Origin of the sequence: Klebsiella sp. HMSC16C06, from assembly GCF_001808325.1 — a bacterium.
GTDB classification, from domain to species: domain Bacteria; phylum Pseudomonadota; class Gammaproteobacteria; order Enterobacterales; family Enterobacteriaceae; genus Klebsiella; species Klebsiella variicola.
In genome coordinates this window covers 20466-41517 of the sequence record NZ_KV792983.1, presented here as the reverse complement: position 1 = coordinate 41517, position 21052 = coordinate 20466, and the positions used below count along the sequence as shown (strand labels likewise).

The window sequence follows — 21052 nt, the reverse complement described above, 5'->3', positions numbered from 1 at the left end:
TAGCCCGGATAAGGCGCAATGCGCCGCCATCCGGCACAAACGCGGCACGGTGACGGGTATATTGCCCGGCGGCGCTGCGCTTGCCGGGCCTACGAAGGGGGCGAACCCGGCGCCAAATCACGTAGCCCGGATAAGGCGCAATGCGCCGCCATCCGGGGGACATGTAGATTAATCGTTCTGCGCGGTCTGCGCGCCGCCTTTCAGCATCGCCTCCGCCATCTGCGCTTCGCGCTGCTTTTTATAGCTCAGCGCCGAGGCGGGTACCGGCATCACCTTCCCGGTTTCAATCCAGGTCCGCAAGCGGCTGGCGTCGGCGAAGTGGGTGTATTTACCGAAGGCATCCATCACCACCAGCGCCACCGGGCGTTGGTTAATCACCGTACGCATAATCAGGCAGTGGCCGGCAGCGTTGGTGAAGCCGGTTTTAGTCAGCTGGATATTCCAGTTATCGCGATACACCAGATGGTTGGTGTTGCGGAACGGCAGGCTGTAGGCCGGATGGGCGAAAGTGGCGGTCTCTTCTTTAGTGGTGCTCAGCTGGCCAATCAGCGGATACTGCTCGCTGGCGATCAGCAGTTTGGTCAGATCGCGGGCGGTGGAGACGTTATGCACCGACAGGCCCGTCGGCTCCACGTAGCGGGTATGAGTCATGCCCAGCGCCTGGGCTTTGGCGTTCATCGCGCGAATGAAGGCATCGTAGCCGCCTGGATAGTGATGCGCCAGGCTGGCGGCCGCGCGGTTCTCGGAAGACATCAGCGCCAGCAGCAGCATCGTGCGGCGGCTGATTTGGCTGTTGAGGCGCACGCGGGAGTAGATCCCCTTCATTTCCGGCGTATGGCTGATATCCACCGTCAGCATCTCATCCATCGGCAGATGGGCATCGAGCACCACCATGGCGGTCATCACTTTGGTGATTGACGCCATCGGGCGCACCAGATCCGGCTGGCTGGCATAGATGATTTTTTTGGTTGCCAGATCGACGATCATGGCGCTGCCGGAGGCGATATCCGGCTGCGAGGCGGCAACCGCCGCGGAGGTTTTTGCTAACGCCTGGGGCGCAAAAGGCACAGCCAGCAGCAAGGTCAGGCTGAGCAAAGAGACTCGAAATTTCGGCATCATGGGCATTCTGAAAAGTATTTTTGCACGTTATGGAACGTACGCCGCGAGGTTAAGTGGGCAACATCGCTGGCAAACGCCATCATACCGCGCCGTAAGGCCCTGTGCCTAATAAGAATCGTGAAGAAATGCTGCATTGCCGACACAAAATACATATTTGCCGGCAATGCATATTATCCAGTGACGTGCGATCAGAAGAGTCGGTAACCATACCCCCACAGTACCACGGTGATCGCCAGCAGCACTTCCAGTACCAGCACTCCGATGGCCAGCGTCGAACTGGCGAAGCTTAAACCCTCTTCCCGGTTAATGCTCAGGAAGGTCGGGATGCCCAGATAGAGCAGATAGCCGGTGTAAAACAGCGCGATGGTACCGATCAGCGCGCACAGCCAGACCAGCGGATAGAGCGCCACAATCCCGCTCAGGAACAGCGGCGTGGCCACATAGCCGGCAAACACCATGCAGCGTTTCAGCGAAGGCTGCTGCGGATACTGCCTGGCCATCCACCAGATAACCCGCCCCATGATCGCCACCCCGGCCAGCATCACGGCGTAAAACAGTACCGCCAGCGCCAGACCGGTCAACATCGACAGTTTAATAACGGTGCCGTCGCCGAAGTTCCAGCCCAGCTGCGTAGTGCCGATAAAGGCGCACACCACCGGAACCGCCGCCATCAGCAGCACATGGTGCGTATAGTGATGAGAAATGGTTTCATTCTCGCTCTTTATCACGCTCATCTCCCGGTTGGGATGAGCGAAGAGCCCCCAGACATGGTTCATAGCGTCCCCCTTGTCACGGCTTCGTACTGCACTGATCCAAGTATAATTCACCCTGTAGATTATTTTGTGTACAGCGCAAAAAAACTGCGTCGCCGCGTTTTGGTCAGCAGGGTGTATGATTAACAGGTGATGAGATAAGGAGATAAGCTGTTTATGGATATCAATCACCTGATTTCCCAGTATGGCTACGCGGCGCTGATCGTCGGCAGCATGGCGGAAGGTGAGACCATTACCCTGCTGGGCGGCGTCGCAGCGCATCAGGGGTTACTGAAGTTTCCCCTGGTGGTGATCGCCGTCGCCCTCGGCGGGATGATTGGCGATCAGCTGCTCTATCTGGTCGGCCGCCGCTTCGGGGGACGCATTCTGCGCCGTTTCGCCAGCCAGAAGGCGCGAATACGTAAAGCGCAGCGCATGATCCAGCACCGGCCGTGGCTGTTTGTCATCGGCACCCGCTTTATGTATGGCTTCCGGGTAATCGGCCCCCTGCTGATCGGCGCCAGCCGCCTGCCGCCGCGCATTTTCCTGCCGTTGAATATTGTCGGAGCGCTGGTGTGGGCCCTGCTGTTTACCACCATTGGCTATCTCGGCGGCGAGGTGGTTGGCCCGTGGCTGCACCATCTGGACGCCCATCTGAAGCACTGGATCTGGCTGATCCTCGCGGTAGGACTGGTGGTCGCCGCCCACTGGTGGCTCAGGCGGCGAGAAAGGAAGAAGAAAGACTAAACGGCGCCCCCGCAGGCGCGCCGTTGCGCCGGTTATTTCACGCTCTGGTGATAGCCGCCGCCGAGAGCAGAAGTCAGCTGAATGCTGGCGTCAATCCACTGGCCGTGCAGGCGCAATGCGGTAATGCGCTCCTGCAGCGCCGGGAGCTTCGCCATACTGACTCTGGAGCCGGGTAAGATCCCCGCCGCCATTCGGGCCTGCGCCAGGTTCACCACCCGCTGGGCGTCTTTTTCAACCTGCTGCTGCTGCTGGCTTTTGGCCATCAGCGTCTCGACCTGGCTGGCGGTTTTCGCCACCTGGTTGACGGCATCCACTACCGCTTTGTTGTACTGCGCTATCGACAGGCTGTTCTGCGCGCTGGCAATATCCAGATTGGCATTGAGGCGGCCGCTGTCAAAGATCGGCAGCGTCAGTCCGGCGGTGACGCCCATCTGCTGCGCCGAGTGACGGAAAAGATCGCTTAAGTGCAGGGCATCCTGCTGCAGGAACGCCATCAGATTGATGTCGGGATAAAACGCCGCTTTCGCCGCGTCCACTTCGCTCAGCGATGCCTCAATGTACCAGTGAGCAACCTGCAGATCCGGGCGGCGCGCCAGCAGCTCATAGCCGAGGGTATCAGGCAGCTGCGCGCTGACCGTCGGCAGGCTGACCGGTTTGAGGTTCAGCGACTGGCTCTGGCTGTTGGTCAGGGCCATCAGGCGCGCTTCAATCTCTTTCATCGTGCCCGCCACGTCCGCCAGCTGCTGATCGGTTTTGCTGACGTTAATATCGTTCTCCGCCCCTTCGGCGGAGTTGGTGATCCCGCGCTGCAACAGGGCCTTGTCGACCGTCACGATATTATTTTGCTCACCCTTCACCTGCTGCAGCACTGCTTTAATCGCCGCTTCCGTCTGCCACTGCCAGTACAGGCGCGCCACGCTGCCAGAAAGCAATTCGCGGGTCTGGGCCTGCTCCGCCACCTGGGCTTTCAGCTCGCCGATGCGCGCTTTCACCAGCGCGCGGTTTTTACCCCACAGGTCCAGATCCCAGCCAGCGGTCAGGCCAAAGGTGCCGTTGGTGTACCACGGGCCGGTATTGCCGTCGGTGTCGGTGGCGAACGGCCCCATCAGGCCTTCGGCCGACATGCGCTGGCGTTCAACATCGGCGGAGAAATCCATCTCCGGGCCAAGATTCGCCTGCGACATTCGCGCCTGCGCTTCGGCAAGCCTGATGCGCTGTTCGGCAATTTGCATATCCGGCGCATTGGCGAGTGCGCGCTGAATCAGATTATCCAGTTGGGCATCGTGGTAGTCTTTCCACCAGTCGGTCTGCGGCCAGCCATTTTTCACGGCGGCAGGGAGATCCATGGAAACATGGGAGGCTGGAATTTGCTGCTGCGGCGGATTAGCAACCTCATGAGATGGCGCGCAGCCAGCCAGCGCGATGGCCAGGGGCAATGCCGCCAGCACGCTTTTATTTAATATCAATTTCATTAGACAGGTCAGATAACTTAATCAGGTTGGTTATCATAAGTTAATTGAATTAAACGCGTTTAGTAAAGCGTGTGACTAAATTATTAGTTAGCTAAAAATAAACAACCTTATCAATTCAAGGGATGAATATGAGTCAGAATATTTATGACGACCCGCAGTTTTTTGCCGGCTATGCGACCCTCGATCGCTCGGTGAAGGGGCTGGATGGCGCACCGGAGTGGCCTTCCCTGCAGGCAATGTTGCCGCCGATAACCGGTTTGCGGGTGGTGGATCTCGGCTGCGGCTACGGCTGGTTTTGCCGCTGGGCACAGCAGCAGGGAGCCAGCCAGATAACCGGTTTTGATATCTCCCAGCGCATGCTGGCGCAGGCGCGGGAGATGACCCGCGGGGATGAGATTGTCTACCGCTGCGCCGATCTGCAAACCCTGACGCTGCCCGCCAACAGCTGCGATCTGGTCTACAGCTCGCTGGCGCTGCATTATTTACCGGACATTGCGCCGCTCTTCGCCACCCTGCAGCAGGCGCTGGTTCCCGGCGGCACCCTGGTCTTTTCCGCCGAACATCCCATCTATACCGCCCCCTTGCAGCAGGGCTGGCGGGTGGATGACCAGGGACAGAAAAGCTGGCCGGTCAGTCACTATCAGCAGGAGGGCGAGCGCGTCAGCAACTGGTTTGCCGAGGGCGTCATCAAGCAACATCGCAAGCTCTCAAGCTGGATAAACGCGCTTATCGCCGCGGGTTTTGTGCTGGAGCAGCTGGATGAGTGGGGTCCGAGCGCCGAACAGATTGTCCAACAGCCCGCCCTGGATGAAGAGAAAGAACGTCCGATGATCTTTTTACTGCGCGCGCGTAAACCGGGCTAATCCCCCGCCCGGCGATGGCCGGGCGGGCATGCTTTACGCTTTCAGGCTGGCGCCGCGGCTGGCAATCACCTCTTTATACCAGTCAAAACTCTTCTTCTTACTGCGCGCCAGGGTGCCGGTGCCGTCATCATGACGGTCGACATAGATAAAGCCATAGCGCTTCGACAGCTCCGCCTTCGAGGCGCTCACCAGGTCAATCGGCCCCCAGCTGGTAAAGCCCATCAGCTCAACGCCATCGTCAATGGCTTCCCGCGCCTGCACCAGATGGTCGTTCAGGTAACTGATGCGGTAGTCATCGTTAATGCTGCCATCGGCTTCCACCTTATCCTTGGCGCCCAGACCATTTTCCACGATAAACAGCGGCTTCTGATAGCGATCCCACAGCACGTTCAGCAGCGTACGCAGGCCCAGCGGGTCTATCTGCCAGCCCCACTCCGAGCTCGCCAGGTGCGGGTTCGGCACCATGCTGAGAATATTGCCGCGCGCCTGCTGGTTCAGCGCCTCGTCGGCGGTGACGCAGCCGGTCATGTAGTAGCTAAAGGAGATAAAGTCGACGGTGGTTTTCAGCGCTTCACGATCGGCATCGGTAATGGTGAGTGTGATACCGTTGTCGCGGAAAAAGCGCAGCATATAGCCCGGGTACGCGCCGCGCGCCTGCACGTCGCCAAAGTACTGCCAGCTGCGGTTCTCCTGCAGCGTCTCAAACACATCTTCCGGTTTGCAGCTCAGGGGATACATCAGCCCGCCGAGCAGCATATTGCCGATTTTGCCCTCGGGCACCAGCTCGTGACAGGCTTTAACCGCCAGGGCGCTGGCCACCAGCTGGTGGTGAATCGCCTGATACACCTCGCCTTTGCTGCTGCCGGCCGGCAGGCCGACGCCGGTCATCGGAGCATGCAGCGACATATTGATTTCGTTAAAGGTCAGCCACAATTTGACCTTATTTTTATAGCGGCTGAACACCGTGCGGGCGTAGCGCTCAAAGAAACCAATCACCTCCCGGCTGCCCCAGCCGCCGTAGTTTTTTACCAGCGCCCACGGCATTTCATAATGCGACAGCGTCACCAGCGGGGTGATGTTGTGCTTCGCCATCTCGTCGAACAGCTTGTCGTAGAACGCGAGACCGGCTTCGTTGGGCTCGGCGTCATCGCCGTTGGGATAGATGCGGGTCCAGGCGATGGACACCCGCAGGCAGTTAAAGCCCATCTCGGCGAACAGAGCGATATCTTCCGGGTAGCGATGGTAAAAATCGATCGCCACATCCTTAATACCGCTGTCGCCGGGTACGCGCTCGACCACCTCGCCGAACACGCCGTGCGGCTGCACATCGGAGGTGGATAAGCCTTTGCCCTCTTCCAGATAAGCCCCTTCCACCTGATTCGCCGCGGTCGCGCCGCCCCATAAAAAATCCGCCGGGAATGTTTTCATCTCTCTCTCCTGTGATTAATGGCTGACTGACAACAGCGGCTGGCCGGCTTCGACGGCGCTGGACGCCACCGTATCAATTTCCCGGTAGTCGTCGCTGTTGCTGATAATGATCGGGGTCGCCAGGTCGTAACCGGCATCCAGAATCGCCTGACGATCGAACTCGATCAGCAGATCGCCGGCCTGCACCCTGTCGCCCTCTTTGACATGTGCGGTAAACGGCACGCCGTCGAGTTTGACCGTGTCGATGCCGACGTGGATCAACAGCTCAATGCCGCTGTCGCTCTGCAGGCCGATGGCATGTTTAGTCTGAAACAGGGAAGCCACTTCGCCCGGGAACGGGGCAATCACTTGGCCCACCGCCGGGATAATGGCGACCCCTTTACCGAGCAGGCCGCTGGCGAAGGTGCTATCCGGCACCTGCTCGAGGGCGATAACGCTGCCGCTCATCGGCGCCAGAATATCGTTTGCCGAGGCCGGAGCTACCGTCACGGCGCCCGGTGCAGCGCTGGCGCGCGGCATGCCGGCGAAGAAGGTCAGCACGCAGGCGAGCACGAAAGCCACGCCGGTGCCGATAAGCCCGCCCCAGACGCTGGCGTCAATGCCGCCGGGCGGGATCATCTGCGCCGGGAAAAAGATATTCGGCACACCGAACGAGTAAGCATGGCTATTACTGAAGGCAGTGATCGCCCCGCCGATGGCGCCGGCGATACAGCCGAAGATAAACGGACGACGCAGCGGCAGGGTCAGTCCGTAGATAGCCGGCTCGGTGATGCCAAACAGCCCGGCAGAGAAGGCGGAACCGGCCAGCATCCGCTGACGCGCATCGCGGGTGGCCAGCAAAATCCCCAGAACCGCCCCCACCTGGGCAATCACCGCCGGAAGAATAATCGGCAGCATGGAGTCGTGACCAAGTACTGTCATGTTGTTGATCATCAACGGCACCAGCCCCCAGTGCAGGCCAAAAATAACGCACACCTGCCACATGGCGCCCAGTACCGCGCCCGCCAGCCATGGGGCAAACGCATAAATGAACTGGTAGCCGTTGGCCAGCAGATGGCTCAGCCAGGTGGCGACCGGGCCAATCACCAGGAAGGTGAGCGGGACCACCACCGCCAGGCAGATCGCCGGGGTGAAGAAGTTTTTCATCGATGACGGCAACAGCGCGTTGCTCTTGCGCTCCAGCCAGCAGCAGACCCACGAGGCGAGAATAATCGGGATCACTGACGAGCTGTAGTTGATAAAGGTCACCGGAATGCCGAGAAAGTGCTCCACCGCCGCGCCCGGCGCCTGGCTGGCCTCAAAGGCCTGAATCATCAGCGGGTGGGTTAACGCCCCGCCAATCACCATCGAGATAAACGGGTTGCCGCCAAACTTCTTCCCGGCGGTATAGCCAAGAAACAGCGGGAAGAAAAAGAACAGCGCGTCGCTGGCGGCAAACCAGATTTTATAAGTCCCCTGCTCCGGCGTAAGCCAGCCGCAGGTCACCGCCAGCGCCAGCAGGCCTTTCAGCAGACCGGTCGCCGCCATCACGCCGATAAACGGTGTAAAAATGCCGGAAATGATGTCGATAAGCTGGCTTAACACCGATCCTTTGGCCGCTTTTTCCCCGGCAACCGGTTCGCTGTCATCGCTTAACCCCGCCTCCTGGCGCACCGCCAGCCAGACGTCGTGAACGTGGTTGCCAATCACCACCTGAAACTGGCCACCGCTCTCCACCACCATAATGACGCCCGGATTGGCCTTCAGCCCTTCGGCATCGGCTTTGCCGTTATCTTTCAGTTTAAAACGCAGACGTGTCGCACAGTGAACCAGACTCACAATGTTCTCTTTGCCGCCGACGCGGTTGAGAATATCCTGCGCGAGTGCTTTATATTCCATGCTCTTTTCCTTACTGCCGCTGCCCGCAGACAACCGGCGACTGAGTAGTAAAAAATAAAAAAACCCGAGAACCACGCCGGTGGGCGTCGCGCTCAGGTTTTGCCTGCATCATGCAGTAACAATCCAGTTTTGTTGGGGGGAATTAACGCCCCTCTTTTCTTACCCGTTCGATATGAATGGCAAGAAACATAATCTCTTCGGTGGTCAGCGACCGCTGATACTGCTTTTGCAGATGCGTCGCCACCGTTTCCGCACACTTCCACGCTTTAGCGTAGTTATCTTTCACCGCGCTGTGCAGCGAGACGTCGTCATCTTCCACCACCGTGCGCGTCAGCATCCGCTGGGCGAAGAACTTGAGATGAGTGACAAAGCGCTGATAGCTCAATGACTCTTCGTCATAGTTAAGCTGCAGCTGATACTTCACCAGCTGCAGGATCTCCTGCATCACCCGGGTCACGTGCATGACCTCCGGCATTTCGCTGTTGAGCTGCGCCGTCACCAGATGCAGGGCGATAAATCCGGCTTCATCCTCCGCCAGCTCCACACCAAGCCTTTTGGCAATAATGGCCCTTGCCTCCTGACCCAGCGCGAACTCCTTCGGATACAGCCGCTTAATCTCCCACAGCAGCACGTTACGCAGTGCGATGCCCTTTTTCTGCCGCTCGATAGCAAAATGACAGTGATCCGTTAATGTGATGTACAAACTTTCCTGTAGCTTGCCCAGCCGCCCGCGTGCCAGGTCGATAATGCGATCGCAGGTGGTCATCACTTCTAACGGTATCTGACTGAGTAACTCACCTAAGCGGCCTACCAGTTCATCGCTCTGTAAGGCGAAGACTTTTTCAATTTTACTGTCGTCCAGCACGTCGCCCGGGCGTTTCTGAAAGGCCAGCCCTCGCCCCATCACCACCTGTTCGCGCCGGTGCTCGTCAAGAACCACCACCACATTGTTATTGAGTACTTTGGCGATTTGCATATAGACCCCAGAAACAAAAAAACCTGACCCCCGACGAAACGCCAGGTGATCAGGTTTTGCCTGCCGCAGCAGTTGCAATCCAACACCCGCACTGTAACAACTTCTGCTGCGCGCTCAACCTGACAAGTGAAAAAACGTGATTAAGATCGCGACTATCAGAAAGTCACCACCGTTTTCCACTCCACCACCCATGCGTCCTGGGTCTGCGCAACGCCGCCCGGACGGTGCCAGTACTGCAGGCCCGGCTGCAGCTCCAGCCAGGAAACCGGGCGGAAGCGATAATAGAGCTCGCCGTTCAGCGAATGACCGGCCACCGGCTGGTAAGCCGGATCGTTATAGTCGGTGGCGCCGCTGAGTTGATTCATATAGCGCTGGTTACGTGCGTAGTGGCTGCTCATGTCGATCCACGTCAGACCAAAGCCAATCCAGTCCTCCGGGCGGGCGTCAAATAGCCCGCGGTAGCGCATGGAGGCGGCGACGGCGGAGTGGATATAGTTACTGCGCTGGTCGCTGAGGCTGCCGCTCAGCGAGACGCTCATCCCCCGCAGCGGGTCGTCGGCGTGGCGGGTGATCTGCTGGTTCAGGCCGGCGTACATAAACCAGGTGCTGTCGTGCTCGGCGTAGCCTTGCGGATCGGTCGCCCCGGCGCCGCCGGATTTGCCGCTGTAGAGGTCGGTTTGCGGCGCGTTGGTCCAGACCACACCCAGGTTATAGGCTCCCGGCAGGCCATTCATCAGCGGACGGGTTTCGATCTCCATCGGCAGTAAAATGCCTTTGCTGCCCTTCGTCGACCCGCTCCAGGCGTGACTGCGCGCGGTAGCCTGCGGGTTTTGCTCCATCACCCCGCCTTTCAGGGTGACCGTCGGCGTCAGCTTGTACTCCAGGGCGGTGCCCCAGGTGTGGATGTTCCAGTTATTCCAGGTCAGCGAGTTGGCCGATTTCCCACCGCACTGGGTCAGTAGCTGAAAATCGCAGGGAATGATCTGGTCGAAAGTTTGCACCTTGTTCATCATGCCGATGCGCCAGGTCAGGCGACGGTCGTCAAAGCTGCGGGCAAAGGTCAGCCAGCCGAGGCGGGTGATCGACCCGCCGCCCCAACTCTCCTGCGACAGATCGTTGAAACTCACCCGCGGATCCTGCAGCCGTTTCGTGGTGAGGTTATCATCGTGGTTACGGTTGACGATGTTGCCTTCGAGACGCGCATCCGGTATGCCGGTCCAGCGCTCCAGATCCTGGGTAAAGGTCAGCGCCACCTGGTCAATATAGGCCAGGTGTTTATCATGGTCGTAACCGCCGCCGGCGTTGTAGGCCATCTCGTTAAGATACCCGAGATTATAATGAAAGCCGTTCTCTTCGAGGATCGGACGAATGCCCAGCATATCGCCCAGCAGCCCCTGCTGCCCGGCTTCGAACCCCAGCACGCTGCCGTTCCACGCCGGAGTTTCCGCGGCGCTCACGGCAGGCACCATTGCCGCCAGCGCCGCGCCGATCAAAAGCTGATTTATTTTTTTGTTATGCATTGTGATATCCACCGTGACTGAATAAAAACAAAGGGGATCCCCAGGCTATTTATTTACCTGTTTTCTTTTTTAAAAAATGAATGGCAAAGGGCGTCCGCCGGTAATAAAACCGCGACGATGCCAGAGAAAACGTTAATTACAACCTATTGTTTTACATAACCATTTTTTCACCATTGAATTTTAGCCAAAAAAAAACCTAAGCACTTTCCGCCACGAATGACGAAAGTGCTTAGGTTTTGCCTGGGTTCAGTAGCAATCCTGAATTGATTGACCGCACATTATCACTTTATTCAACTCATGCCTACCAGCAATAGGCAGGCAAGTAATAATATGTGAAGCAAATAACAGTATGGTGTTTAATAGCGGGCGATGGCCGCCGCTATTTCAGCAGACGTTTGCAGGGCGCGAATTTCATTAAACAGGGTCAGTGCCTCACTATATTCCTTGCGTAAATAGCCTAACCATTGCTTAATTCTCGCCACATGATACAGACCGGTGTCGCCCTGCTTTTCCAGGCGGGTATATTTTTGCAACAGCTGAACCACCTGCGGCCACGGCATGCGCGGTTCGTTGTATTTGATCACCCGGCTGAGATTCGGTACGTTGAGCGCCCCGCGGCCAATCATCACCGAATCGCAGCCGGTGACGGCCATACAATCCTGGGCGCTTTGCCAGTCCCAGATCTCGCCGTTGGCGACCACCGGAATGGTCAGACGCTGGCGGATCTCGCCGATCGCCTGCCAGTTAATGCGTTCGGCTTTGTAGCCATCTTCTTTGGTGCGGCCGTGAACCACCAGCTCGCTGGCTCCGGCCTGCTGCACCGCATCGGCGATTTCGAAGCGCCGTTCGCCGCTGTCCCAGCCGAGTCGCACCTTGACGGTCACCGGCAGATGATCGGGAACCGCTTCGCGCATGGCTTTCGCACCGCGATAGATCAGCTCCGGATCTTTCAGCAGCGTCGCCCCGCCGCCGCTGCCGTTCACCAGCTTAGACGGACAGCCGCAGTTTAAATCCACACCCCACGACCCCAGCTCCACCGCGCGGGCGGCGTTTTCCGCCAGCCACTCGGGATATTGTCCCAGCAGCTGGACGCGCACGCGGGTGCCGGACGGCGTGCGGCTCTGATGATGCAGTTCCGGGCACAGCCTGTAGAACGATTTTACCGGCAGCAGTTGATCCACCACGCGCAGAAATTCGGTGATGCACAGATCGTAATCGTTAACCTCGGTCAGCAGCTCGCGCACCAGCGAATCGAGCACGCCTTCCATCGGCGCCAGTAGAACACGCATATCGTTATCCGGAAAAAAAAGAGGCGCTATGGTAGCGCCTCCAGGCATTGGTGGAAAGCGCTCAATGCGTCCGGCCTGCCGTACGCCATTCCCCGTTCGGCGAATGCGGCAAAACGAGGAGATAATCTCTATGCTTTACAGGAGTCTGCGGCGTCTCATGCCGCCTTTATTTGCCGCGCCTCGTTCAAAAAGGTAGCGTGGGACTCCATATACCCTAAGCTGCGAGCTGTCGGGTCCTGCCGGGAGAGGCTATTGTTCCCGTACGCTATCAGCGCTATGCGTAGAATTCATGATGTGATCGGTAGCACATTTTAGGGATTAATTGTATGATGAATGCACTTCATCAAGGGTTATTACCATGAGTAAATCGCTGACTATTATCTGGCAGTACCTGCGGGCCTTCGTCCTGATTTACGCCTGCTTATACGCCGGAATTTTTATCGCCGGACTGCTGCCCATCACTATCCCCGGCAGCATCATCGGCATGCTGATCCTCTTCGTGCTGCTGGCGCTGCAAATTATGCCGCCGCAGTGGGTCAATCCTGGCTGCAATATCCTGATCCGCTATATGGCGCTATTGTTCGTGCCCATCGGCGTCGGCGTGATGCAATACTGGGATCTGCTGCGCGCCCAGCTGGGGCCAGTCGTCATCTCCTGCGCCATCAGCACGCTGGTGGTGTTTGTGGTGGTGAGCTGGAGCTCTCACCTGGTGCATGGCGAACGTAAAGTGATTGGGCAAAAGGAAAAGAAAAATGATGCATGAAATCTGGTGGTCGCTGCCGCTAACCCTGATCGTCTTTTTTCTCGCCCGCAGGCTGGCCGCCCGCTTTAAGTTCCCGCTGCTCAACCCGCTGCTGGTGGCGATGGTAGTTATAATTCCGTTTCTGCTGCTGACCGGGATCTCCTATGAGCGTTATTTTGCCGGCAGCAAAGTCCTGAACGATCTGCTGCAGCCGGCGGTGGTCGCGCTGGCCTTTCCACTGTATGAGCAACTGCACCAGATCCGCGCGCGCTGGAAATCAATCATCACCATCTGCTTTATCGGCAGCTGCGTGGCGATGATCACCGGTACTACCGTCGCCCTGCTGATGGGCGCCACGCCGCAAATCGCCGCCTCTATTCTGCCTAAGTCAGTCACTACGCCAATTGCCATGGCGGTCAGCGGCAGCATCGGCGGTATTCCGGCTATCAGCGCCGTGTGCGTGATTTTTGTCGGCATCCTCGGCGCGGTATTCGGCCATACGCTGCTTAACCTGATGCGCATTCGCACCAAAGCGTCACGCGGCCTGTCAATGGGTACCGCCTCGCACGCCCTCGGCACTGCCCGCTGTGCGGAACTGGACTACCAGGAAGGGGCGTTTAGCTCGCTGGCGCTGGTGCTGTGCGGGATCATCACCTCGTTGATGGCACCGTTCTTATTTCCGCTGATCCTCGCGGTGGTGGGATAAATTGTGATTTAAATCACATTTTTTAATGCAACAAATCAAAGTTGCATAAACAATGAGATATTCATCACATATGAGACTGCTGGACGCCCGTACACTGGCTTCCCATTACATTGTTATGAGGCAACGCTATGCACTCACGTTTTCAAGCTGCTTTGACGACTCTGGCAGCAGACCTGCAGGCGGCCATCGCCCCGATGCTCGCCGACCCGCACTTCCCGGCGCTGCTCGAAGCCGATCAGGTGGCGACGCTGCAGCAGGCGACAGGTCTGGACGAAGACGCGCTGGCCTTTGCGCTACTGCCGCTTGCTGCCGCCTGCGCGCGCGCCGACCTTTCTCATTTTAACGTCGGGGCGATCGCCCGCGGCGTCAGCGGCCGCTGGTACTTTGGCGGCAATATGGAATTTCTCGGGGCGACCATGCAGCAGACCGTTCACGCCGAGCAGAGCGCCATCAGCCACGCCTGGCTGCGCGGCGAGACCTCCCTGCGCGCTATTACGGTGAACTACACGCCGTGCGGCCATTGCCGTCAGTTTATGAACGAACTGAACAGCGGACTGGCGCTGCGCATTCATCTGCCGGGCCGCGAAGCGCATGCCCTGGAGCACTATCTGCCGGACGCCTTTGGTCCGAAAGATCTGGAGATAAAAACCCTGTTGATGGATGCACAGGACCATGGCTACCCGGTGAGCGGCGATGCCCTGACCCAGGCAGCCATTCAGGCCGCCAACCGCTGCCATGCGCCCTACAGCCACTCGCCCTCCGGCGTGGCGCTGGAGCTGAAAGACGGCACCATTTTCAGCGGCAGCTATGCGGAAAACGCAGCGTTCAATCCGACGCTGCCGCCGCTGCAGGGGGCGCTGAATCTCCTGAGCCTCAACGGCTATGATTATCCCGCTATCCAGCGGGCAATCCTCGCGGAGAAAGCCGACGCGGCGCTGATCCAGTGGGATGCCACCGTCGCCACCCTGAAGGCGCTGGGCTGCCAGAATATCGAGCGCGTCCTGTTAGGTTGATCAGCCTGAGCAGATTGCCGGATGACGGTTTCGCCTTATCCGGCCGACCTGATATACCGAGATGTTGTCGGGTGGCGCTACGCTTACCCGACCTACGGTTCGCGCCATGGCGAGCTGAAGATCTCTATGCCGGGTGTCGGCTCACGCCTTACCCGACCTGCGTTCGGCGATCTGTCTATATTGCTGAAAATCCCCGCAATCAAACGCGGGTTTCTTGCGCTTACCCGGCGGGTAAAGTAGCCTGAAGACTCCGTTGTCTATTATTGAGCCAAGTTCATGTTAAAGCGTGTGTTCTACAGCCTGTTAGTCCTGCTCGGCCTGCTGCTGTTGACCGTGCTGGGCCTTGACCGCTGGATGAGCTGGAAAACCGCGCCCTATATCTATGATGAGCTGCAGGACCTGCCCTACCGTCAGGTCGGCGTGGTGCTGGGCACCGCCAAATATTACCGCACCGGCGTCATCAATCAGTATTACCGCTACCGCATCCAGGGCGCGCTGAACGCCTACAACAGCGGCAAGGTCAACTATCTGCTGCTGAGCGGCGATAATGCTCTGCAAAGCTACAATGAACCGATGACCATGCGTCGGGACCTGATTAAAGGCGGCGTCGATCCCGCCGATATCGTGCTGGACTATGCCGGCTTCCGTACGCTCGACTCAATCGTCCGTACCCGCAAAGTGTTCGACACCAACGACTTCATTATCATCACCCAGCGCTTCCACTGCGAACGGGCGCTGTTTATCGCCCTGCATATGGGGATCCAGGCCCAGTGCTACGCGGTGCCGTCGCCGAAGGATATGTGGAGCGTGCGGCTGCGCGAGTTCGGTGCCCGCTTTGGCGCGCTGGCGGACCTCTATATCTTCAAACGGGAACCGCGCTTTCTCGGCCCTCTCATCCCGATTCCGGCTCAACAGCATGACGTACCGGATGACGCCCAGTCCTACCCGGCAGTCACTCCGGAGCAGCTGCTGGAACTGCAGAAAAACACAAAACCCGCCAATGAGTGATATAAGATGCATTAATCATGCGATGCCAAAACAATGCGTATTATAAGTAACGTTAATTGCATGAATGCTCTTTAATGAGTAATATTTCACTCATCATCCTTTTTGGAGGGCGAGATGGAAACATTAACGGTACAAGCCTTTCTCAATGCGGAGTGGCAAGACATTGCGTTGATAAAATTCCCCGGTAGTGAGCAAGGGGACTGGTTTACAACACAAATCGACTATCTTACCGATTACGCCATCGACTTTCTGGAACGCGATGACTATCACGCCGTGTCGCTCAACCATCCCGTTTCGCTTTATTTTGAGGATCACGGAAATCCTGGATGGTTAAGATTTATAGACGATATCATTCCAAGCGGCGCCAGCCGACGTTACTGGGTTAACTTTTTAGATATCAGTGAACTTCCTCAGGGCCAGCAGAATTTCATCTTGCTCAAATTCGGCACGATGTCGCCAGTGGGAAATTTACGCATTAAAGACTCGGTGCCGGACAGGGATAGTCTGGCAAGCAGTAAAACGTTCTCTGTCACTGATGTCATGAATCGTGCCAGTGATTTTCTCGACTATGACCAGGAACGAGGAGCCGCAGCAGGAGGGGCTACATTATCCCTCTCTCTGGTTGCCGCGATTTGATATCAGAAGAGACGGTGATGGCCGGATAATGAGATTGGGAATGGAGTCAGTCTATTCTCTGTTACAAAAAGCGCCAGCGACGATACTTGATCATGAAACCACGCTGCGGATCCTGATCGAAAAGATCACATCCAGTAATATGGTAAGAGTACAGAATTATCGCTTTGATGTTCAAGGATTTATCATCGATTGGGTACGTCGAGACTTATTAAACATTATTTTTGGCAATAGTGATAACCATGGACGTAATACTGCATTTATGAAAGCAGATAATGAAATTACCCTTGCGCCAATCTACGATTTTGCACCAATGAAAGCCGACCCGGAAGGTATACCGCGCACGATGAAGTGGTCATTAGCCTGCGAATCAGGAGGCGAATATAACTTTGGCGCCATCGCACAAGCTTTGGCTGAATGGATCACCCCTGACACATTGCTTAATGCTTTAAGTGAAACCGCATCTCAACTCGTTGATTTACCATCCCGTCTTAAAGTACGCGGCGTTCCTGTTCAGATTCTGGAAATGCCATCAATTGGTTTTAAATTTATACCTGACAAACTCGCTCGCTGGGGGCTGTTATGAAGACCCTGAATAAAAAAGAAACAGAAATCCAAAATACCTTAGCCAGGCTGCGGGCGGATAACCCACCATCCCTACCCGCCACCGGGGTAACGGCTACGGAAAAAAAAGCTCGTTCAGAGATAAGCAGACAACGCGTCTCGGCTGGTTTAAAAAAAGTCAAAACGGTCGATCGTCAGGCGGTCATTCACGCCATTATCCATGACATCATGCTAGGCGCCATCAGCCAGGGAGAGGCCCTGAAAAAACTGAGAGTAGAAGTTCTGGGTTTACGCCAGGATGAATATGCCCGGCTAGTGGATGTCTCTCGTAAGACCTTATCTGATGTGGAAAATGATAAAGGCAATTATTCTGCCGAGATCATTAATAAAATCTATAAGCCGTTTGGCCTTGAAACAGGACTCGTCCCTATTTCTAAAACACTTATTTCTTCTCTATTTAAATAGTAAAAACCCGCGCCAGGCGCGGGTTTTTGATGCGTTCAATCTTATTTCTTACGGGCGTATTTCAGGGAGTCCAGCGCCACGGCGAAGATAATAATCGCCCCCTTAATAATGTACTGCCAGTAAGGGTTGACGCCGATATAGGTCAGGCCGTAGTTGATGACGGTGAAGATAATCACCCCTGTCACCACGCCGAATACGGTCCCTACCCCGCCGCTGAACGAAACGCCGCCCACCACGCAGGCGGCGATGGCGTCCAGTTCGTACATAAAGCCGAGGTTATTGGTCGCCGAGCCGATACGCCCGGCTTCCAGCAGGCCGCCGAAGGCGTAGAACACCCCGGAGAGGGCATAGATCATCAGCAGGTTCAACGCCACGTTAACCCCGGAGACTTTCGCCGCTTCCGGGTTACCGCCGATAGCGAAGATGTTTTTACCAAAGCGCGTCTTGTTCCACAGGATCCAGACAAAGAAGACGGCAATCAGCGCGTAGAAGGTTATGTAGGACAGGCGGAACGAGCCCAGCGCCACAAACCCCTGGGCAAAATGGGAGAAGTGGCTGTCAAAACCGGAGATCGGCGACGCGCCCACGAAGTCGTAGTACAGCGAGTTAATGCCGTACACGATGATCATAGTGCCGAGGGTGGTAATAAACGGCGTCACGTTCAGGTAGGCGATGACGATCCCGTTAATCAGGCCGATGACCGCCCCGATGGCGCACACCAGCAGGATCACCAACGGGATCGGCATGGTCGCCATATCCGGGAACACCTTGTTGGCATTATCCACCGCCTGCAGCATGGTGGCGGCAATCACCGCCGCCAGTCCCACCTGACGGCCGGCGGAGAGGTCGGTCCCCTGCGTGACGATAAGTCCGGCCACGCCCAGGGCAATAATAATACGCACCGAAGACTGAGTCAGGATATTACTCAGGTTGAGCAGACTTAAAAATGTCGGATCCTGGAAAATAATAATGGCCAACAGGACCAGAAGGACGACATATATCCCACCCTCTTTCAGGTAAGTGAGAAAACTCTTTTTATTTAACGCACTCATGTGAAGCCCCTGATCTTAAAGGTGCAATGACGCAAGACGCAGTATTTCGTTTTGCGTGGTGGTTTTAGTCTCTACAATGCCCGCGACAAGGCCATTGCTCATCACCAGAATGCGGTCGGTAATCCCCAGCAGTTCCGGCATTTCGGAAGAAATAATAATGATCCCTTTGTCTTTTTTAGCCAGCTCGGCAATCAGCTGGTAGATCTCGAATTTGGCGCCGACGTCGATACCGCGCGTTGGCTCATCCAGCATCAGGATCTCCGGCTGGGTCAGCAGCCAGCGGCCTATAATGACCTTTTGCTGGTTACCACCGGAAAGCGAACCGATCTGCGTATGCTGGCCGGGGGTTTTAACGCGCATCGAGTCAATAACCCACTGGGTGTCGCTCTTCATTCGCGAGTTATCCAGCAAGCCGATGCTGTTTTTATATTTCTTAATATTGGAGATCAGCGAGTTAAAACCGATATCCAGATAGGCATAAATCCCGGTGGAGCGCCGCTCCTCGGTCACCAGTGCAAAACCGTGGTTAATCGCCTCGTTGGCGCTGTGGTTGTTGATCTTCTTACCGTGCAGGGTGATGGTGCCGCTGGCCTTCTCACGGATCCCGAACAGGGTCTCCACGATGTCGGTGCGTTTAGCGCCTACCAGGCCGGCGATACCGAGAATTTCGCCCTTATGCAGATCAAAGGAGACATCGCGAATGGAGGGTTGACGCAGCGAGGTGAGATTGCGCACCTGGAGGATCACTTCTCCCGGGGTATTTTCGCGATCCGGAAAACGCTGGTTGAGCGAGCGCCCGACCATCATGGCGATAATCTTGTCCATATCCAGCCCTTCCAGCGGCTGGGTGGCGATCCACTGGCCGTCGCGCAGGATGGTTATTTCATCGCACAGCTGGAAAATTTCTTCCATTTTATGCGAGATATAGACGATACCGCAGCCGCGATCTTTCAGCTTGCGGATGATCTTAAACAGATGGTTGACCTCTTTTTCCGTCAGCGATGACGTCGGCTCGTCCATGATGACGATTTTGGCGTCATAGGAAAACGCCTTAGCGATCTCAATCATCTGCATCTGGGATACCGATAAGGTACCGACGCGGGCGCGCGGGTCGATATCAATATCCAGCTCATCAAAAATGGCCTTGGTATCCCGGTACATTTTGTCCTGATCGACAAACATGCCTTTGGTGGGATAGCGTCCGAGCCACATGTTATCCATGACTGAACGCTGTAAAACCAGGTTTAATTCCTGATGCACCATCGATATACCGTTTTCCAGGGCTTCTTTCGCCGAATGGAAATCGATCTCTTTTCCCTGAAAAAGAATGCTACCGGAATCTTTTTGATAGATCCCAAAAAGGCATTTTAATAATGTCGATTTGCCGGCGCCGTTCTCACCCATTAACGCATGAATGGAGTGCGGACGAACCTTCAGGTTGACATTATCAAGAGCCTTGACGCCAGGAAACGATTTGTTGATGTTGGTCATTTCCAACAAATATTCGCCTGACCGTTCGCTATTATTGCTGACCATAGTTATACCTGGCTGCGTTCATGCACGCCCCGTCCGGCGCAATAACGCCAGCAGGAGTCTGGTTCTGTATCAGGAATAATCGGGCGTGGTTAAACCACGCCCGCAACTCACATCACGATTACTTGCCGGTAAACTGGCTCAGGTTGTCTTTATCGACGCCCACGTACGGTACGCGAACAATCTTGTTGTCAATTTTCCAGTTGGTGCCCGCCGCGGCTTCTTTACCTTCCGCGAGGTTTTTCGCCAGATCGAAGGTCGCTTTTGCCTGGTTGTTGGCATCGTTCAGCACGGTACCGGCCATCGCACCGGATTTCACCAGCGCCAGCGCTTCTGGCAGGGCATCGACGCCAAACACCGGAATGCTGCTCTTGTTGTGCGCTTTCAGCGCTTCAACCGCACCCATCGCCATGGCATCGTTGTTCGCGATCACTACTTCAATCTTGTTCGCATTCGGGCCGGAGAGCCAGGCGTCCATTTTGTCTTTCGCCTGCGCGGTATCCCACATGGCGGTATCCAGTTGCAGCTGCTGGGTCTTCAGACCTTTATCATTCAGCTCTTTGATAACGTAGGTGGTACGCGCTTCCGCATCCGGATGGCCCGGCTCGCCTTTCAGCAGGACGAACTGGATCTGACCGTCTTTATTCAGATCCCAGTTCGGGTTGGCTTTCCAGTGCTTGGCGATCAGATCGCCCTGAATAATCCCGGACTCTTTCGAATCGGTACCGACGTAATAAGCTTTGTCATAACTATCCAGCGCTTTGCGGGAAGGCTCTTTGTTGAAGAACACCACCGGAATATTCTGCCCGCGCGCTTTTTCAATCACCGTTCCCGCTGCCGCCGGGTCAACCAGGTTAATCGCCAGCGCCTTCACGCCTTTCGCCAACAGCACGTCAATCTGATCGTTTTGCTTCGACTGGTCGTTCTGCGAGTCATTCATCAGCAGCTGGACGTCAGGCGCGGATTTGCCATCTTTTTCAATCGCCTTACGCACCACCGACATAAAGTTGTCGTCATATTTATAAATCGTCACGCCGATACGGGTATCTGCTGCGTGTGCGGCGGCGCCAAATAACAGACCAGCCATTACAGCAGACAGGGTAAACACCTTCTTATTCATGGAATCTCCGGTTTTATTATGCAGGGTCATTATTGTGAAAAAGTGCGGGCGGGGTTTGTTGCATTAGTGTTACCGCACAACGCATTTCACGACGAAAATTCGGTCTTCCGTGTCGGGTAACGCTCCAGAAAGATACGGCTCTAAAACTCGTTTAACGCCTTGTTCCTACTTA

General features: G+C 56.3%; 17 protein-coding genes and 2 pseudogenes. 8 read left to right on the top strand and 11 right to left on the bottom strand.

Translation table 11 applies throughout. The annotated features are described in order from the left end of the window. Nucleotides 1-168 precede the first annotated feature (168 nt). Both pbpG and HMPREF3142_RS01885 read right to left on the bottom strand, forming a co-directional pair. On the bottom strand, nt 169-1119 hold the full coding sequence (pbpG, locus tag HMPREF3142_RS01890; protein WP_008804044.1) for a D-alanyl-D-alanine endopeptidase: 951 nt from the start codon (nt 1117-1119) through the stop codon (nt 169-171). A 188-nt stretch (nt 1120-1307) separates the two neighbouring features. After that, nucleotides 1308-1895, bottom strand: a complete 588-nt coding sequence (locus tag HMPREF3142_RS01885; RefSeq protein ID WP_008804043.1) for a Yip1 family protein — start codon at nt 1893-1895, stop codon at nt 1308-1310. Between the two features lie 153 nt (nt 1896-2048). Here HMPREF3142_RS01885 and HMPREF3142_RS01880 point away from each other — a divergent pair, with 153 nt between their 5' ends. Beyond that, nucleotides 2049-2618 carry a DedA family protein gene (locus tag HMPREF3142_RS01880; RefSeq protein ID WP_008804042.1) on the top strand — a complete coding sequence of 190 codons (570 nt, stop codon included), beginning with the start codon at nt 2049-2051 and terminating at the stop codon, nt 2616-2618. 32 nt (nt 2619-2650) lie between these two features. Here the strand turns inward: HMPREF3142_RS01880 and mdtQ are convergent, their stop codons facing one another. Beyond that, entirely contained in the window at nt 2651-4090 is a 1440-nt protein-coding gene (gene mdtQ, locus HMPREF3142_RS01875; protein ID WP_008804041.1) for a multidrug resistance outer membrane protein MdtQ, read from the bottom strand. A 128-nt stretch (nt 4091-4218) separates the two neighbouring features. On the opposite strand from mdtQ, the gene HMPREF3142_RS01870 reads away from it, so the two are divergent. Then, nucleotides 4219-4953 (top strand): class I SAM-dependent methyltransferase, encoded by a 735-nt coding sequence (locus HMPREF3142_RS01870; protein ID WP_008804040.1) that lies wholly within the window; start codon nt 4219-4221, stop codon nt 4951-4953. Between the two features lie 33 nt (nt 4954-4986). Here the strand turns inward: HMPREF3142_RS01870 and HMPREF3142_RS01865 are convergent, their stop codons facing one another. The 5 genes and pseudogenes from HMPREF3142_RS01865 to dusC form a co-directional block, all read right to left on the bottom strand. Next, nucleotides 4987-6381, bottom strand: coding sequence for a glycoside hydrolase family 1 protein (locus HMPREF3142_RS01865; protein WP_070611441.1), 1395 nt, complete (start codon nt 6379-6381; stop codon nt 4987-4989). Nucleotides 6382-6396: 15 nt separating this feature from the next. Beyond that, nucleotides 6397-8371, bottom strand: a pseudogene (bglF, locus tag HMPREF3142_RS01860) (PTS beta-glucoside transporter subunit IIABC). Between the two features lie 30 nt (nt 8372-8401). After that, entirely contained in the window at nt 8402-9235 is an 834-nt protein-coding gene (gene bglG / locus HMPREF3142_RS01855; RefSeq protein WP_002912842.1) for a transcriptional antiterminator BglG, read from the bottom strand. Nucleotides 9236-9390: 155 nt separating this feature from the next. Continuing rightward, nucleotides 9391-10755 (bottom strand): carbohydrate porin, encoded by a 1365-nt coding sequence (locus tag HMPREF3142_RS01850; RefSeq protein WP_070611439.1) that lies wholly within the window; start codon nt 10753-10755, stop codon nt 9391-9393. A 356-nt stretch (nt 10756-11111) separates the two neighbouring features. Next, entirely contained in the window at nt 11112-12044 is a 933-nt protein-coding gene (dusC, locus tag HMPREF3142_RS01845) for a tRNA dihydrouridine(16) synthase DusC (protein ID WP_012541036.1), read from the bottom strand. Between the two features lie 358 nt (nt 12045-12402). Here dusC and HMPREF3142_RS01840 point away from each other — a divergent pair, with 358 nt between their 5' ends. From HMPREF3142_RS01840 to HMPREF3142_RS01810, 6 genes and pseudogenes are all read left to right on the top strand, one after another. Continuing rightward, nucleotides 12403-12807 (top strand): CidA/LrgA family protein, encoded by a 405-nt coding sequence (locus HMPREF3142_RS01840; RefSeq protein ID WP_004201620.1) that lies wholly within the window; start codon nt 12403-12405, stop codon nt 12805-12807. Further along, complete coding sequence (locus HMPREF3142_RS01835) at nt 12797-13492, top strand: CidB/LrgB family autolysis modulator (RefSeq protein ID WP_008804035.1); 696 nt, start codon at nt 12797-12799, stop codon at nt 13490-13492. Before HMPREF3142_RS01840 ends, HMPREF3142_RS01835 begins: the two co-directional genes overlap by 11 nt. A gap of 128 nt (nt 13493-13620) precedes the next feature. After that, complete coding sequence (gene cdd / locus HMPREF3142_RS01830; protein WP_012967554.1) at nt 13621-14505, top strand: cytidine deaminase; 885 nt, start codon at nt 13621-13623, stop codon at nt 14503-14505. 276 nt (nt 14506-14781) lie between these two features. After that, complete coding sequence (gene sanA, locus HMPREF3142_RS01825; RefSeq protein WP_008804033.1) at nt 14782-15513, top strand: outer membrane permeability protein SanA; 732 nt, start codon at nt 14782-14784, stop codon at nt 15511-15513. Nucleotides 15514-15627: 114 nt separating this feature from the next. Beyond that, nucleotides 15628-16732: pseudogene (locus tag HMPREF3142_RS30160) on the top strand (HipA domain-containing protein). Then, on the top strand, nt 16729-17175 hold the full coding sequence (locus HMPREF3142_RS01810) for a helix-turn-helix transcriptional regulator (protein WP_012541033.1): 447 nt from the start codon (nt 16729-16731) through the stop codon (nt 17173-17175). The pseudogene HMPREF3142_RS30160 and the gene HMPREF3142_RS01810 overlap by 4 nt, the downstream one beginning before the upstream one ends. A gap of 41 nt (nt 17176-17216) precedes the next feature. Here the strand turns inward: HMPREF3142_RS01810 and mglC are convergent, their stop codons facing one another. The 3 genes from mglC to mglB all read right to left on the bottom strand — a co-directional run bounded on the left by mglC (nt 17217) and on the right by mglB (nt 20880). Then, complete coding sequence (gene mglC / locus HMPREF3142_RS01805; protein WP_002912871.1) at nt 17217-18227, bottom strand: galactose/methyl galactoside ABC transporter permease MglC; 1011 nt, start codon at nt 18225-18227, stop codon at nt 17217-17219. A gap of 15 nt (nt 18228-18242) precedes the next feature. After that, nucleotides 18243-19763 (bottom strand): galactose/methyl galactoside ABC transporter ATP-binding protein MglA, encoded by a 1521-nt coding sequence (mglA, locus tag HMPREF3142_RS01800; RefSeq protein WP_008804029.1) that lies wholly within the window; start codon nt 19761-19763, stop codon nt 18243-18245. 118 nt (nt 19764-19881) lie between these two features. Next, on the bottom strand, nt 19882-20880 hold the full coding sequence (gene mglB, locus HMPREF3142_RS01795) for a galactose/glucose ABC transporter substrate-binding protein MglB (protein WP_008804028.1): 999 nt from the start codon (nt 20878-20880) through the stop codon (nt 19882-19884). Nucleotides 20881-21052 lie beyond the last annotated feature (172 nt).